13 protein-coding genes are annotated in these 14,745 nt (G+C 71.9%); 5 read left to right on the top strand and 8 right to left on the bottom strand.

Going from position 1 to position 14,745, the window contains the following annotated elements:
* On the bottom strand, positions 1-1,198 hold a 1,198-nt coding region (locus MOTC310_RS30655), incomplete at its 3' end, for a M48 family metallopeptidase (RefSeq protein ID WP_331304500.1).
* 416 nt (positions 1,199-1,614) lie between these two features.
* Here MOTC310_RS30655 and MOTC310_RS30650 point away from each other — a divergent pair.
* The gene (locus tag MOTC310_RS30650) at positions 1,615-1,776 is read left to right on the top strand and encodes a DUF4272 domain-containing protein (RefSeq protein ID WP_331304512.1); all 162 of its coding nucleotides are present in this window, start codon (positions 1,615-1,617) and stop codon (positions 1,774-1,776) included.
* On the opposite strand, the gene MOTC310_RS30645 is transcribed toward MOTC310_RS30650, so the two are convergent.
* The 4 genes from MOTC310_RS30645 to MOTC310_RS30630 all read right to left on the bottom strand — a co-directional run bounded on the left by MOTC310_RS30645 (position 1,718) and on the right by MOTC310_RS30630 (position 3,883).
* Complete coding sequence (locus MOTC310_RS30645; protein ID WP_331304511.1) at positions 1,718-2,185, bottom strand: FAD-binding protein; 468 nt, start codon at positions 2,183-2,185, stop codon at positions 1,718-1,720. The two genes, MOTC310_RS30650 and MOTC310_RS30645, sit on opposite strands and share 59 nt — an antisense overlap.
* 26 nt (positions 2,186-2,211) lie before the next feature.
* Positions 2,212-2,340, bottom strand: coding sequence for a hypothetical protein (locus MOTC310_RS30640; RefSeq protein WP_331304499.1), 129 nt, complete (start codon positions 2,338-2,340; stop codon positions 2,212-2,214).
* Positions 2,341-2,457: 117 nt separating this feature from the next.
* Positions 2,458-2,940 carry a nucleoside deaminase gene (locus tag MOTC310_RS30635; protein ID WP_331304498.1) on the bottom strand — a complete coding sequence of 161 codons (483 nt, stop codon included), beginning with the start codon at positions 2,938-2,940 and terminating at the stop codon, positions 2,458-2,460.
* A gap of 601 nt (positions 2,941-3,541) precedes the next feature.
* Positions 3,542-3,883: an Hpt domain-containing protein gene (locus MOTC310_RS30630; protein WP_331304497.1), complete on the bottom strand. Its 342-nt coding sequence runs from the start codon at positions 3,881-3,883 to the stop codon at positions 3,542-3,544.
* Between MOTC310_RS30630 and MOTC310_RS30625 the strand changes: the two genes are divergently transcribed.
* A complete protein-coding gene (locus MOTC310_RS30625; RefSeq protein WP_331304510.1) occupies positions 3,850-4,713 on the top strand; it encodes an autotransporter outer membrane beta-barrel domain-containing protein in 864 nt (287 codons plus the stop codon). The genes MOTC310_RS30630 and MOTC310_RS30625 overlap by 34 nt on opposite strands.
* Before the next feature lie 61 nt (positions 4,714-4,774).
* On the opposite strand, the gene MOTC310_RS30620 is transcribed toward MOTC310_RS30625, so the two are convergent.
* Positions 4,775-6,775 carry a M23 family metallopeptidase gene (locus tag MOTC310_RS30620; RefSeq protein WP_331304496.1) on the bottom strand — a complete coding sequence of 667 codons (2,001 nt, stop codon included), beginning with the start codon at positions 6,773-6,775 and terminating at the stop codon, positions 4,775-4,777.
* A 302-nt stretch (positions 6,776-7,077) separates the two neighbouring features.
* On the opposite strand from MOTC310_RS30620, the gene MOTC310_RS30615 reads away from it, so the two are divergent.
* Complete coding sequence (locus tag MOTC310_RS30615) at positions 7,078-7,407, top strand: CsbD family protein (RefSeq protein ID WP_331304495.1); 330 nt, start codon at positions 7,078-7,080, stop codon at positions 7,405-7,407.
* 579 nt (positions 7,408-7,986) lie between these two features.
* The gene (locus MOTC310_RS30610) at positions 7,987-8,247 is read left to right on the top strand and encodes a hypothetical protein (protein WP_331304494.1); all 261 of its coding nucleotides are present in this window, start codon (positions 7,987-7,989) and stop codon (positions 8,245-8,247) included.
* Between the two features lie 240 nt (positions 8,248-8,487).
* Here the strand turns inward: MOTC310_RS30610 and bcsS are convergent, their stop codons facing one another.
* Positions 8,488-9,303 (bottom strand): cellulose biosynthesis protein BcsS, encoded by an 816-nt coding sequence (bcsS, locus tag MOTC310_RS30605; RefSeq protein ID WP_331304493.1) that lies wholly within the window; start codon positions 9,301-9,303, stop codon positions 8,488-8,490.
* A gap of 169 nt (positions 9,304-9,472) precedes the next feature.
* On the bottom strand, positions 9,473-11,917 hold the full coding sequence (locus MOTC310_RS30600; protein ID WP_331304492.1) for a response regulator: 2,445 nt from the start codon (positions 11,915-11,917) through the stop codon (positions 9,473-9,475).
* Positions 11,918-12,353: 436 nt separating this feature from the next.
* Here MOTC310_RS30600 and bcsA point away from each other — a divergent pair, with 436 nt between their 5' ends.
* Entirely contained in the window at positions 12,354-14,744 is a 2,391-nt protein-coding gene (gene bcsA, locus MOTC310_RS30595) for a UDP-forming cellulose synthase catalytic subunit (RefSeq protein WP_331304491.1), read from the top strand.
* The last annotated feature ends 1 nt before the right edge of the window (position 14,745 follow it).

Below are 14,745 nucleotides of genomic sequence, written 5' to 3'. Positions count from 1 at the left end.
CGGCCGCCGCGTCCAGCGTCTCGACGACGCGCGGGCGCACGGCGCCGTAGCGCAGGAGCGCCCGGGCCGAGGCGGCGGTCGATGTCACGGTGGCGCCGGCCGCGTCGGCCGCGAACTCGCGCACCCGGCTCCAGTGGCGGACGGCGAGGTGGAACTGCTCCATCACGAACAGGCCGAGGCGGATCGACGGCCCCAGCACGCCGAGCGCGCCGCGCTCGCGCTCGGCCATCGCGTCGAGGGAGCGCCCGACGCCGGCGTAGATCGGCAGGAAGCGCTGGCTGTAGGCGGTGTCGCCGCCGGCGTAGTGGGCGAGTTCGTGCCCGATGATCGCCGCCGTCTCGTCGACGCGCAGCAGGGCGAGATAGGGCAGCGGCACGTAGAGGATCCGGCCGTCGAGCCGCGCGCCGCCGGGCTCGAGCACGGCCGGGCCGGCGCTGACGAAGAAGCCCTCGGTGAGGCCGACGACGAGGGCCTCGGGCTTGAGCGCGCCCATCCGGTCGGCGAGCGCCTCGACGAGGCGCCAGAGGCCAGGCGCCTCGGCCGGCGCGATCTGCCGCCCGAGGATCGGCAGCGGGTCCGGCGCGAAGGCGACGAGGGCCCGGCGCAGGCCGATCAGGGCGCCGCAAGCGGCGAGGATCGTACCGCCGACCGCGCCGGCCGCGATCGCCAGGAGCTTCACGCCGCCGCCGGTGAGGCCGCCATCGACGAGCAGCCCGGCCTCGAACAGGACCACCGCGACGAGGCCGGCGGTCGCCGCCACGATCTGGACGGCGAGCGCGGCCGGAAGCAGCCGCCGCACCAGCGAGAAGCCGCGGACCAGGGCGTCGCGCGAGCCGCGTCCCAGCTGCCCGAGCAGGCCGCCGACGAGCAGCACGAGCACGGAGAGCGCCGCCGCGAGGCCGCCGCCCGCGACCGCGACCGCCGGCAACCGGCGGCGCCAGTCCATCACGGTGGCGAGGGTCCCCGCCTGGTCGCGGAGCTCGCGGGCCTTCACCGCGGCGTAGGGGCCGCCGTAGATGCGGCCGTCGTGACGGAACTGCAGGCTGAAATCGGGGCGCCCGTCCCGCGGAGACCGCGCCTCCAGATCCGCCGCGACCGCGGCGAGGCGGTCGCGCTCGGCGGCGAACTCCTGCCAATCATCGACGCCGCGCTGTCCCTGCCAGAGCCCGATCAGCACGAGCGCGAGCGGCAGCAGCACGGTCGCTGCCAGGAGGCCGGCCAGGGCGCGCGGACGCGCGTGTCGGCGCGGGGACGCTGCTTCGGCGATGGTCGACTCCTGATTGACGAGAGGCGGGCGAAGCAAGATGGGCGATAGCTCGACGTCTCGGTGTCGAGCCGGTGCAACGAACAGTCTGAGTCGCGGAAGTTATAACTGCTACTGAGCTGAAGCTCCCGCGAGACAAAGATTGGGCGCAACCGAACCGATATCCGATTCGTTCGGCCGGTTTTCTAGCCGGCCGAACGGGCACGTCAACCGAATGCTGCGGTCCGGATCGGCGCGCATGCGCGGCGCTGCGAGGCCGCGAACAGCCTGCTCTGGGCGCTCGGCGCGAGCGCGGCCGATCCCGTGCGCCTGCGACCGTCCGGAGAGAACCTGGGCGCGCTGGACCGCGCGTGGCGGGAGCACTGGATCATCCGGAAGGGGCGGCGGAAGGGGGCATCCCCGCGGGGCTCAACGGCGATGTCGTGGCAGAGCGGCACGTCGCGTTGAACTGGCTCACCGGCTTTCAGAACGACCGCGACGCGCCTCGGGACGCGATCGATACACCGACGTGACCGCGCCGCGGCTCAGCGAAGACCGTTGAAACAGTCGAAGCACACGCGGCCCGGATCGTGTTTGCCGCGCAGCTCGCACAGCCTCGGCCACTTCTCGGGCGTGAAAGTCTGGGCGACCGTGTCGGGCAGCTCGACCGCGTCGGTCTCGCCGATGTCCTAGCCGACCTTGAACGGCTTCAGGGCGGTGATCACCGCCTGATGCCATGCAGCCTTGGCCGGTCGGGAAGTCGCGGCCGTGACTATTGAGCGCTTTCTGGATCTCGCGTTTGCTGAGAATGGGTTGGATGACGGCCCTGCGCTGCTCGGCGTCGGTCGCGCGAATCTTGTCGAGCCTCCCGAGGTCGATCGGGATCCCGCCGTTGCGCAAGGTCGGCTGGCACCGATTGTGGCCGCCGCCGCGGACGACCACCTTGAAGCCGTGCGCGCGGGCGAACCTCACGGGAGGACGATGTCGTCCTCGCCGGCCACCTTGGCGATCATCCGCGGCGCCCGGTCGGGGCTCAGCCTGTTCCAGAGGTTCCCGTGAACGGCCTCTCGGAACTGCGGGTCGCCCGCGTCGATCACCGCGCCCTTGCAGACCGTCCCCAGGTTCTCGGCATTCGTGACTGGGCACCGCGCGGGCGGCGGACACCGCTCGGCCCGAGCGGGCCGAACAGGACGGCCGACCGTTCGATCCGGCCCTCAGTAGGGAACGCGGTCCGCCTTCTGGGCGTACTTCTTCCAGACCTCGACGGCCTCCTCGCGCATGATCTGCTGGGTCGGGATCGAGCGCTCGCCGACGTCCTTCTTGAGTTCGGCGTAGATCATGCTGTCGTCGAAGCCGCCGTATTCCAGCGCGTCCTCGACCTGCGCCGCGTAGTAGACGTTCTTGACGCCGGCCCAGTAGGCGGCCGCCATGCACATCGGGCAGGGTTCGGCGCTGGTGTAGAGTGTCGCGTTCTGGAGCTTGAAGCTGCCCTGCGCCTTGCAGGCCTTGCGGATGGCCTCGATCTCGCCGTGCCAAGTCGGGTCGTTCTCGGCGACGACGCGGTTGGCGCCCTCGGCGATGATCTCGCCGTCCTGGACGATCACGCAGCCGAACACGCCGCCGGCGCTGTCGATCAGCGACGTCTTCTCCGACAGGGCGATCGCCCGGGCCATGAACTTTTCGTGGTTGTCAGACATCGGGACCTCTGTTGTCGCAAAAGTGCTTGGTCGAGACTTTGAACCGCGGCGACTTCGTAACCGAGCTGCCGCACCGCTTGTCGTGCCGGGCCGCACGCGACTGCGCGCGGTGCGGCCTTCGACGGGTGTGCGGCCGCCGTCGATCGGCGCGGGCAGGATCGGCGACGGGGCCGTGCCCGGATCGTGACGTCCCGCTGAAACCCTGCGTCCCACGAAGCGCATGTTCGTCAGCTAATAACGGGCGACTACGATCAGTCTGCCTTGAGACTAGACAGGGTCGGAAGAGTCTCGTCAACGCTGTCCAGCAATCCCTCGCGATGGAATTGTAAATCTCTTAGAATACAATGGAGCGGCCGTGAATAGCTGATCAATCTTGCCGACCGGCCGATCCGAGCAGAAGATCCGACGCGTCGCGGTCGTGCCCGCGCCTCCTGATCGGGGCCGCGGCGTGTCGGTTGAGACGGACGGACAAGAAAAATCCATCCCGCCATCGCCGCCCGCCTCGGCCCCAACGCCTCGCGATCCGGGTCGTGAGGAGGCCGTTCCGTCGCGCCGCGTGGCGGCGCCGGCCCGGATCGCACGCCGTCCGCGAAGCCCACGATCAGGCGGCGGGAGTCAGCGAGAGGACGTCGCGGATGGTCCCCCTGACGTGCCGGAGGGCGTCCGCCTCGTCCGAACCGCCCGAGACGGCAGCCTCGAGGGTCCGGCACGCCGCCGCCAGGCGCGTATAGCCGAGGCTGCCCGCCATGGCGATCAGGGCGTGCGCCTCCTGCGCGATCGCCGGGCGCATGGTTCCGGGCGGGAACGCGGCTTCGATCCGCGCGCGCAGGTCGCCGGTCAGGCGCTCCACCTCGGCCGCGCCGATCGCGTCGCGGAGGCGCTGGACCCGCGCCTCGTCGCGGACGGGATCTGGGTCGCCCGCCGGGTCCGCGGCCGGAGCCACGGCCAGGCCGGCCNCTGTACGGGTTCGGCGCGCGCGCCGGCGACCGGGCGGCCGCGGGGGCCGGGCTCGACGCCGGCGGGCTGCTGATGGGCGTCGACCGGCAGGTCGGCGCGGACACGCGGGTGGGCGGGGCGTTCAGCTACCTGCGTGAGGGCGGCACGTCGCGGGGCGCGGGGCTGGGCCGGTTCACCACCGACAGCTACGGCGGCACGCTCTACGCGAGCACGCGACTCGGCGCCGTGGTGCTGCGGGGCACGGCGGGGGTGTCGTACGCGGACGGTGGGGTCGACCGGACGGTGGCGCTGGGCACGGCGGTGTCGCAGGCGAGCGGCCTGTCGTCGGGCTGGAACGGCGGGGTGTCGGGCTTTGCCGGCTACGCGCTGGCCTTGGGCCTGCCGGTCGAGGTCGTTCCGGAGGTGGGCTTCAGCTACGACCGGCTGACGCGCGGCCGGGTGTCGGAGCGGGGCGGCCTGGTCGGGCAGGGCTTCGGCGGGCAGGGCTTCGCGGTGGCGGATCTCGACGCGGCGCGCGGGCTCGTGGGCGGTCGGGTGACGAGCGCGGCGTTTGCCGGCATCCCGGAGCTGCGGCTGGAGGGGCGGGCGTACTGGGCGCACGAGCTGGCCGACACGGCGGCGGTGATCCGGTCCGACGTGTTCGGGGCGGGGTTCTCGAGCCGGACGAGCGCGCTGGGCCAGGACGGTGCGGTGCTGGGGGTGAGCCTGACCGGCGCGGTCGCCGCGGGCTTGCAGCTGTCGATCGGCTACACGGGCGAGCTCCGCCCGGGCGCCACCGCCCAGGTCGTCTCTGCAGGCCTCCAGGCCGCGTGGTGAGACCCCGGCGGGGATGAGGGCGCCCACACCGGACGCCGCCTGATCGCCGCCGCCGACCGGCTCAGAGCGGCAGGGCCGACACCACCATCCCGCCGCGGTGGCGAATGGCGTTCGTGGCCGCCACCTGCCGCTCGAAGGCCGTCATCAGCCTGGCCGACACGCCCTGGCTGTCGGGCAGGCGGATCGTCATCGGATCCAGGAAGCGCCCGTTGACGCTCACCTCGTAATGGACATGCGGCCCCGTCGACAGCCCGGTCGAGCCCATAAAGGCGATCACCTGTCCCTGATGGACGGTCGCGCCGACCTGAACGCCGTGGGCGAGCCGCTGCAGGTGGTTGTAGGCCGTCACGTAGCCGTTGGCGTGGTGGATCTCGATCCGGTTGCCGTAGCCGCCGCGCGGGCCCGCATACGCCACCGTTCCGTCGCCGGTCGCCATGATCGGCGTGCCGGCCTTGTTCGCCCAGTCGACGCCGTTGTGGAAGCGGGCGTAGTGGAGGATCGGGTGAACGCGCGTGCCGAACGGCGAGGTGATCCGGCCGTCCGCGATCGGCATCCGCATCAGGAACTTGCGCAGCGAGCTGCCCGTCTCGCTGAAGAAGCTCGCCGCCCCCGTGTCGGGCGCCTCGAACCGGTAGGCGCGGTGCTTCACGCCGTCGAGCGTCAGGGCGACGTAGCGCACCTCCGGCGGGCCGCCGGCCTTCTCGCTCGGGCTGAACAGCACCTCCAGCCGGTCGGACGGGGTGATCCGGTGCTGCATGTCCAGGCCGAAGGCGAAGATGCCGACGATGCGCTCGGCCAGGATGCCGGGCAGGCCGTTGCGCAGGACCGCCTCGTAGATGCTCTTGTAGAGGCTGGCGCCCGACCCGTCCGCGCCCTCGTCGCCCGACCGCGCCGCCGCGACCTGGGCCGACGGCGGCGCGACCGCGACGAAGCCGCCGGAATCCCGCTCCGCGGCGATCTCCTCGACCCCGCCCGCACCGTACAGCGTCACGCGGGCGATCCGCCGCGCGGTCTCGCCGGCGCGCGACCGGATGAGGAGCAGGTCCACGTGCTGCCCCTCGGCCAGCCCGGTGCGGGCGTGCTCGCTCAACGCCGCGAGGATCGCCTTCGCGCGCGCGGGCTCGGCGCCGTTCGCCGCCAGCGCGTCGGCCAGGGTCTCGCCGCGCTTGAGCACGACGTCGCGGGTCTCGGTGAGGCTCACGCCCGAGGCGGGCTCGGTCTCCGCGAGGGTCGTGATGTTCTCCGGGACGACCCGCACCTCGATCGCGTGGAACGGGTCGCGGCCGTCATCGGCGCCGGCGGCCGTCCCGGCCCCGTCGCCGTCGCCGTCGGGCGCGGCGACCAGGATCTGCGAGAGCAGCCGCTGCGGCGCGAACGGAACGGCGATCCGCGGGCCCGTCTCCCGCGCCACCTGCGCCTGCGCCGCCACGAGGGCGGCGACGTCCTCGTCGGTCAGGCCGGGCGCGTCCTCGGGGACCGGGGCGCTCGCCAGATCGGAGCGCGTGATCGTGACCGTCGTTCCCGACGGATCGTCCTCCGGCTCGTCGGAGACCGGGACGACCTGCCCGTCCGCGGCGAGCTGGCGCGTCGGATCGAAGGGCGGGATCTGCCCGTCGACCTCGTCGCCGGAGGACAGGCTGGTCACGAGCCGCACGAAGGGCTGGGTCCGGATGATCTCGCGCGCGCCGGCCTGATACGCCACCGGCGCGGAGAACTCCTCCCGGTCCGAGGCGACGAGCTGGTGCCGCACGAGGCGGTCTCCGCGCCGTCCGACCACCCCCTGCCCCTCCGCGACCTGGGCGGCGCCCTGGCGGAAGGTCGGCCTGGCCGGGGCGAGATCGGTGTCCACGGACATGCGGAGTGCCGCCCCCATCAGGGCCGCGCCGCAAGTGGCGATCAGCGAGCTGGCGCAGAGCCAGCGCAGGTTCAGGCGCCGCCGGTCCAGAGGCGTCACGCCGTCGACCAGCACCGCGCCGTCGACCGGCGCCACGAGGGCGCCGCGCGACGGGGACCGGTGCAGAATGGGCAACTCGCCGCGCGGTGCTCGTCCGCCCTGGTTCATCCGGTCTCCTCACGCTCAAGCTTGTCGCTTCGACGGTGAGTGCGGCCTGAATGAGGCTGTCAGGCGCGTGTCGCGTCGGCGGCCGATGACGGCGCGGCGGGGGACGGGCGCCGCACGTCCCCGGAGGACCGCGCAGGCCACGCGCCGCGGATCCGGCGCGCGGTCGACCGGTCCGGGCGGCCTCCGCGATCGGACTCGGGAACGCGCGGAGGAGGCCGCTGTTGCCTCAGTCGCGACAGGGGATGGGTGTCCGTGCGCTGCGGCTCCGACATCGACCCGCGACGGAACCGGAGAGGATGACAATGGTCGATACGGACAGGATCACGGGCGCCGCACGCGAGTTCGGCGGCAAGGCGCAGGGCGCGGTCGGCGACGCGGTCGGCTCGAACCGCCACGCGGTCGAGGGCCGCCTGCGCGAAGCGCAGGGCGCCGCCGAGAATCTCTACGGCCAGGCCAAGGACGCCGTTCGGCACGCGGCCGACGAGGTCACGGACCACGCCGCCGAGGCCTACGACCGGAGCCGCCACGTCGCGTGGGAGGGCCATCAGAAATCGGTCGAGTGGCCCCACGCCTCCCTGATCGTGGCCGGCCTCGTCGGATTCGGGCTGGGCTTCCTCGTCAGCCGTCTCTGACGCCGATCCGCGCGCGCCGCCGTCGGCTCCGCGTTGACCGGATAGCGGCGCGCGCGTCCTGCCGCACGATCCGCGCGGCCATGTCCGGAGCGGTGGCGCCGCCGCGGGAGCGCGGACCACGGCCGCGCGGCCGGCCGTCGTGCGGGGCCGCCGGCGCCGTTCGCGATCGGGTCGCGACGGAGGCCTCAGCCGACCCTGTGCCGCATGAGGCGCGGGTCCCCTCTCCCGCGCGGGAGAGGGGACCCGCGCGGCTCTCTCGAACGCGGTCGCCGTCTCTCCAAACAGTCGCATCACGATCGGAAGCGCCTCGAGCGGGCGCGGGCACATTCCCGGTGCAGCCGCGACGCCCGCTCGGAATCCCACAGGCGCCGCCCGGGCGATCTGCCGGTGGGCCATCGGCGCCGGCCTTCAGCGGCGGGACGGCTCAGGGCTCGGGCGGCGGGTGGCGTCAGTCCGGGAAAGCCTCGGCCTGAGTCCAGGGATGGGCCTCCAGTATCTGCGCCTGTAGGGACTTATGTCCCGTTTCGAAACAGAGTTTCTGGCTCTATTCTCGCTCTAGACACCGCCTAGAGGTGTCTAATGCATCAATTTGTCGGCCTATTTGCCATCTTCGTCACTCTGGCCGGAGTGCTTCACACCTGGGGCGCGCCGCGCTGGGCGATCGCTGGCCTATGTCTGATCGGCCTGCTCGGCGCGTCCGCTTCGCTCGTCGATTTTCAGCCGCGAGTGGCCCCGTCGCCGGTGTCGCGGGCGCAGACGCTCAACGACGCGATGCAGCCCGTTTTCGAGGGCGTCTGGGACCCGCTGAGGCCCGGCCAGCTCCTGACGGCGCCGCGGTAGGGGCGGCGGTACCCGCGGAGCGGAACCGCAGCTCTGGAGCCGTTCCCGATCGGGTCGGGACGGAAACGACCGTCGAGCCCGTTCCGAACGAGGCGCGCCGCGTCGAGAACTGAGGGCGCGCCTGATCCTGATTCTTTCCGTCGCTCACCCCATCCCCCTCGCGCGCGGGAGAGGGCGACGCGGCTGCCGAGACCGGGGGCGCCGTCCTTCCGAACGGTCGCAACACGATCGCGAACGGCTCTAGAAGGTCGAGCGCGCCTCGATGCTGGAATAGTACCCGGAGCCCTGCACCCGATCGCGGACGTAGCCGGCGGCCACGGACATCTGGACGGGTCCGAACCGGACGCCGGTCAGATGTGCACCGATGCGGTACTGGCGGAAGAAGTCGTCGCCGAGGAACAGCGCTTCCGGACCGATATAGACGCCGTCGGCGAGCATGTAGCCGACCCGCAGGCGGGAGTAGTACGCGTTGAACTTTGTCGAGTACGAGCCGTAGGCCGAGACCATGGTCCGGTCGGTCGGCGTCGCGTAGAAATTGCCCGCGACTTTCAGCCCGACGCCCGTGCCGACGACCGGGTTGCCGGGATCGGGGATGGAGAGCTGATTGCTGCGGACGTTGAAGCCGATGAAGCCGGCCAGTGCGGCGTCCTTCCAGACCCACTCGTAGCCCGCCTGCAGGGCGCCTTCCTGCTGGTAGCCGGTCACCCGCGTCGCGACGGACCGCCCGGGATACGAGTAGGTTCCGCCGATCGCGTCGACGCGAACCCGCAGGCCGTCCCGTGTCGGCGAGCCGTTGGGCGCGGCGGTCACCGTCACGGAGCCGAAGGCCGAGCTGTTCGAGGTGACGCTGGTCGAGCCATCGACCGCGACGGCCCAGCTGTCATCGACCGCCTGCTGCGAGGCGCCGGTGTACCAGTCGGCGCCCGTGCCCCGGGCCGGAAGGTCGGCGGCGGCGGCGGTCGTGGCGGACGCAGCGGCGCAGGTGCACGAGACGGCCAGAACAATCGTGAACGGCGCGAAAGGACGTCGGGCAGTCGGTTCCGCGGTCCCGCCCATATTCACCGGCTCCGTTAAGGTACGATTTACGCTTTAACCAACACTCGCCGACAATGGTTAACATCCAATTTTGGAAGGACTGACTTTTGACCTTGCCTTCTCCGCCGAGATCGGGCGGAGGGGCGCGCGCTCCTGGCGGCCGCGCCGGGCAGGTCGAGGCGAGCCGCGATCAGGCGGCGCGTGCGCGCTTCACCGCGACGTCGAGGACGACCTGCAGGTCCTCGTTGCGGAAGGGCTTGTCGATGCGCAGGAAGGCGTCGGCCGATCGCGGCAGCTGGCCGTGCGGGCTGGCGAGGATGACCCGGATCTCCGGGTGCCGCTCGACCACGGTGGCGGCGAGCTGGAGGCCGGCCATCACCGGCATCGACTGGTCAGCGATCATCGCGTCGAAGGCGGCGTCGCGGGCGAGAACCTCGAGGGCGTGCGCCCCGGAGGCGGCCTGCACCACCGCGTGGCCGAGATCCGCGAGCACCTCGGCGACGCTGGCCCGAACGAGGCCGTCGCTCTCCACCAGCAGAATCTTCAGGCTCGCCGACCGGGCCGCCGGGAGCTTGGCGACGGACGGGGGCGCGGCGGGCAGCCAGAACTCGGCCAGGAAAGGCTCGGCTCCGATCCCGTCGCGGATGAGGCGCCAGAGCCCGCCGCTCTCGCTGACCAGGGCCGCCGCCGCCGCCAGGGTCGGTCCCGTCCCGGTCGGCAGCTGCGCGGCTTCGGGTCGGCGCCCGCTGCTGACGAGGACCCGCACGTAGGCCGGGGCCGCCGCGTCGGCGCGCGCATCCTCGGGCACCCCTTCGACGGCCGCGATGGCGAAGCCGGCGAGGCCGGCGTCGCGGATATGGAAGGCCAGGTTGAGGAGCAGCAGCTCCAGCACGCGCTCGCTGCACAGGACGGGCGGCAAACCGGCGGGGATGCGGTTGAGGACCGGCATCTCGCCGAGGGCGTTCGCGGACAGGAACGGCAGGTAGGCCTCGAAGGTGGTGGCGAGGTCGGTCTCGGCGAGGGTGATGCTGGTCTCGTCCCCGCGCACGAGGTGGAGCATCCGGCGTGTGAGCGCCGCGCCCCGTCGCGCACCGGCTGTCGCCCGGCCGACCAGCCGTTCCTGCTCGCCGCCGAGGGCGTGGCGGCGCGCCAGCAGCGTGAGATTCGTCAGCACGACGGTGAGGACGTCGTTGAACTCGTGGACGATGCCGTCGGTCACCCGCCGCAGGACGAGGTTGCGGCGCGGCTCCGCCTGCTGCGGCAGGGTCGCGGCCTCGCCGCCCGGCAGCTTCCGCATGAGCGCGAAGAGCCGCCGATCGCCCCCGGCATCGCCCAGGCAGAGCAGCCTCACCTGAACCTGCTGATCCGGCCAGTCGTGCAGGCGCAGGACCACGTCCTGCGGACCGTCGGCCACGAGGGCGTCGGCGCGCGCCCGGTCGAGAACCGGCCGGTCGGCAGCGACGAAGCAGGCGGCGAACGGGGCGGCGGAAGAGGCGGCGGAAGGGTCTCCGTCGGTGCCGCCCGCGTTCCGGGAATCCAGCAGGCTCCGGCCGGTTTCGGGGTCGATCTCGCAGCAGGCCCAGCCCGAGATCGCCTCGAAGGTGGTCAGCCGCGCCTTGAGCCGCGCGACCTCGGACCCGGCGCCGGCCATCAGCAGCCCTGTGCTCCGCCGATGCCCGGCAAGGACGTCCGCGAGCGCCGCGAACTCGCCGATCCAGGTGCGGGGGGCATCGGACTCGCCGGCGGTCGCGTCCGCTCCCGCGCCCTTCAGGAGGCGGCGGAGCGGTCGCGTCAGACGCTCCCCCGCCACGAAGCCGAGGGCCGCCGCGCAGGCCACGAGGGCGAGGCCGATGCCGAGCATCCGCCAGTCCGCCCCCGCGGCCGGGGAGGCCCCGGTGGGGACGGCCTGCGCCGTCACCAGCCATCCCGGCGAGCCGATCTCGGCCGCGACGCGCATCGGCGTCGTGGCCGAGACGCTCGTCGTCCGGAAGGGGCTCGGCGTCCCGGCAAGCACGCGGCTGTCCGGAGTGGCGACGAGGAAGCCGAGCGTGTCGGGCAGCGCCACAGCGCGCCGCACGTCCTCCTCGACCTTGCCGAAGTAGCCCGGTCCGGCGTCGAGGCGCAGCAGGCCGTCCTGTCCGCGCTCGCCCAGCGCGACGGCGGCCCCGAACGGCGAGTCGGCCTCCGCCCCGTCGGTCACCACGCTGACGCCGGCCGCGCGGCCCCGCAGGAACCAGCCCTGCCGCGCGACGCTGCTGCCGATTCGGCGCTCGTCCTGCGCCGCCAGCACGGTGCCGTCGGGCCCGACGAGCACGGCGTCCCGGTAGACCGGGTTCAGGTCGAGCCAGGCGCGCAGGCGCGCGGCGCGCTGATCGGCGGAGAGCAGACCCGCGTCGTCGCGCAGCGTCAGGGCGGCGTTGCGCGCCTCGCCGACGGTCTGCCGCAGCCGCGCCGCGACGGCGGCGACGTAGGCGCGCGAGGCGGCGCCCGCCATCTCCTGCGGGGACGGCGCGGTGCCGGGCTGAGCGGCCGGAACGACGATCAGGACGGCGGCCGCGAACCCCGCCGCCGCGGCGATCGCCACCTGCAGCGCGTTGAGCAATCCAAGGGAAATCTGCAGCGGCTTCGCGGTCATCCGTACGCCCGAGGGATCGGTCCCGAGCGAGGCTTCATTTTCGTTAAGGGTCGATTAAGGCCCGCCGCGCACCCAGGTGCCGGCGCTCGGTCCGGACTCGGCCCGCCGAGCGCGGGTCGCGCATCGCTCCGACGATCCATGCCGCTCTTCGTCGCATGCGCCCCGCCCCCGCCGATCGCCGCGAAGCTTAAGATCCGATAATTAATGTATTCGGCGCAGCTATGAGCCCCGAAACCCCTCTTGCGGGCCGATCGACTTGCCCGCGCATGGCATCGTCTGAGTTGCCCACATTCCTAAGTTAACCGTAATTTCCGATCCAGTGAATTTGCGTGGATATTACGAAGGGGTTTGGTCATTGACCATCATCGCTGTACAAACCCGGCGTTAGAGCCGTTGCACCTCGATCTGAGGGATTGTTGGCCCGGGAGGCTGTAGCGTGAGGCAGGCGTTGCGTTGGCTGGCCTGGGTTGGGGCGACAGTCGCCAGCCTCGCCCTGCTCAGCCAGCCGGTCGGGACGCAGGCCCAGCTCGCCATGAGCCTCGCCGCCATGGCGGCGATGATCGTGCTCTGGGCCGTGTTCGACGGGCCGCGGACGCGGTTCGTCTTCATGGCGCTCGGCAGCCTCGTGGTGCTGCGCTACATCCTATGGCGGCTCACCAACACCCTGCCCTCGCCCGGCGACCCGGTCAGCTTCGGGTTCGGCCTGATCCTGCTGGTGGCGGAGCTCTACTGCGTCTTCATCCTGTTCGTCAGCCTGATCATCAACGCGGACCCGTTGCGGCGCGACCCGCCGCCGGCCGCCCCGGCCGCCGACCTGCCCGCGGTCGACGTGTTCGTGCCGAGCTACAACGAGGACGCCTCGATCCTCGCCATGACCCTGGCGGCGGCACGGCAGTTGAATTACCCGCCCGACAAGCTCACCGTGTGGTTGCTCGACGACGGCGGCACCGACCAGAAATGCAGCGATGCCGACCCGGCCAAGGCCGCGGCGGCGCGCGCCCGGAGGGGCGAGCTGCAGGCGCTCTGCGACGAACTCGGCGCCCGCTACCTCACCCGTGCCCGCAACGAGCACGCGAAGGCGGGCAACCTCAACAACGGCCTCGCCCACGCCCGGGGCGACCTCGTGGCGGTGCTCGACGCCGACCACGTCCCGTTCCGCTCGTTCCTGACCGAGACCGTCGGCTACTTCGCGCAGGATCCGCGCCTGTTCCTCGTCCAGACGCCGCACGCGTTCCTCAACCCCGATCCGGTCGAGCGAAACCTGCGAACCTTCGAGCGCATGCCCTCGGAGAACGAGATGTTCTACGCCGTGACGCAGCGCGGCCTCGACAAGTGGAACGGCTCGTTCTTCTGCGGCTCGGCGGCCCTGCTGCGCCGCACTGCTCTCGACGAGGCCGGCGGCTTCTCGGGCATCACCATCACGGAGGATTGCGAGACCGCCTTCGAGCTGCACGCGCGCGGCTGGACTAGCGCCTACGTCGACAAGCCGCTGATCGCCGGCCTGCAGCCGGACACGCTGACGGACTTCATCGGCCAGCGCTCGCGCTGGTGCCAGGGGATGTTCCAGATCCTGCTCCTGAAGAACCCGGTCTTCCAGAAGGGCCTCAAGCCCATTCAGAAGATCGCCTATCTCTCCAGCATGACGTTCTGGTTCTTCCCGATCCCGCGACTGATCTTCATGTTCGCGCCGCTGCTGCACATCTTCTTCGATCTGAAGATCTTCGTGGCCAGCGTGGACGAGTCGATCGCCTACACGTTGACCTACATCATCATCAACCTGATGATCCAGAACTACGTCTACGGCAAGTTCCGCTGGCCGTTCGTGTCGGAGCTCTACGAGTACATCCAGGGCGTCTACCTGGCCAAGGCGATCGTCTCGGTCATCGCCTCGCCGCGCAAGCCGACCTTCAACGTCACCAACAAGGGCGCGACCCTCGACCACGACCACATCTCGTCGCTCGCCCTGCCGTTCTTCCTGATCTACCTGCTGCTGATGCTCGGCTGCGCCGTCGCGGCGTGGCGCTACCTCTACGAGCCCGGCGTGACCAACCTGATGCTGGTTGTCGGGCTGTGGAACTTCTTCAACCTGCTGACCGCGGGCGCCTCCCTCGGGGTCTGCGCCGAGCGGCGCCAGCTCGAACGCACCCCCTCGCTGCCGATCGATCGCCGCGGCGTCCTCACGCTCTCCGGGCACAGCGTCGACGTGTCGATCGAGCGCGTCTCCGCCGAGGCCTGCACCCTGCGCTTCCTAAGCGGCGCGCTCGACCAGGGGCTCACCCGCCCGCCGCTGCGGGGGACGCTCGGCGTCGAACCGACGGCCGGCGCGCGCCGGACCGCGCCGCTGCCGGTCCATCTGGACCAGGCGACGCGCGATGGCCAGGAGCTCGTCATGCGGGTGACTTTCGGCGCGCTGGCGGTCCGCGACTACCCGGCGCTGGCGGGTCTCATGTACGGCGACGCCGAAGCGATGCGGCGTTTCCAGCTGCGCCGGCGGCGGCACAAGGACATCCCCACCGGCACGCTGCAATTCGCGTGGTGGGGCCTGGTCGAGCCGTTCCGCGCCCTGCGCTACCTCCTCGCGAGCCGACGGCCGCGACCCGTCGAGATCGAGGAGGCGCCGATCTACGACGCGCCGCCCGGAGCCGTCACCGCGGCGCCGGCGCCGTCGGTCCGGGCACCGGCCACGGCCGGCGCGGCGCCGACCCTGCCGACGGTCGCCAAACCCACCGACACGGAGAGCGCGGACGACTGGGTTCGCCTGATGATGGATTACGAGAACGAGCGCACGCTGGCCGAGCTTCGCGGCCGTCGCACGAGCGCGGCGTGAC

This window comes from Methylobacterium oryzae, assembly GCF_036441375.1.
In the GTDB taxonomy this organism is placed as follows: domain Bacteria; phylum Pseudomonadota; class Alphaproteobacteria; order Rhizobiales; family Beijerinckiaceae; genus Methylobacterium; species Methylobacterium oryzae_A.
This window is presented reverse-complemented; position numbering and strand designations above follow the sequence as displayed.

Bases quoted from the DNA above. Each gene is read 5' to 3' on its own strand.
- MOTC310_RS30635 (WP_331304498.1), bottom strand. From the start codon at position 2,940: ATGTCTGACAACCACGAAAAGTTCATGGCCCGGGCGATCGCCCTGTCG.
- MOTC310_RS30620 (WP_331304496.1), bottom strand. From the start codon at position 6,775: ATGAACCAGGGCGGACGAGCACCGCGCGGCGAGTTGCCCATTCTGCAC.
- MOTC310_RS30615 (WP_331304495.1), top strand. From the start codon at position 7,078: ATGGTCGATACGGACAGGATCACGGGCGCCGCACGCGAGTTCGGCGGC.
- MOTC310_RS30610 (WP_331304494.1), top strand. From the start codon at position 7,987: ATGCATCAATTTGTCGGCCTATTTGCCATCTTCGTCACTCTGGCCGGA.
- bcsS (WP_331304493.1), bottom strand. From the start codon at position 9,303: ATGGGCGGGACCGCGGAACCGACTGCCCGACGTCCTTTCGCGCCGTTC.
- MOTC310_RS30600 (WP_331304492.1), bottom strand. From the start codon at position 11,917: ATGACCGCGAAGCCGCTGCAGATTTCCCTTGGATTGCTCAACGCGCTG.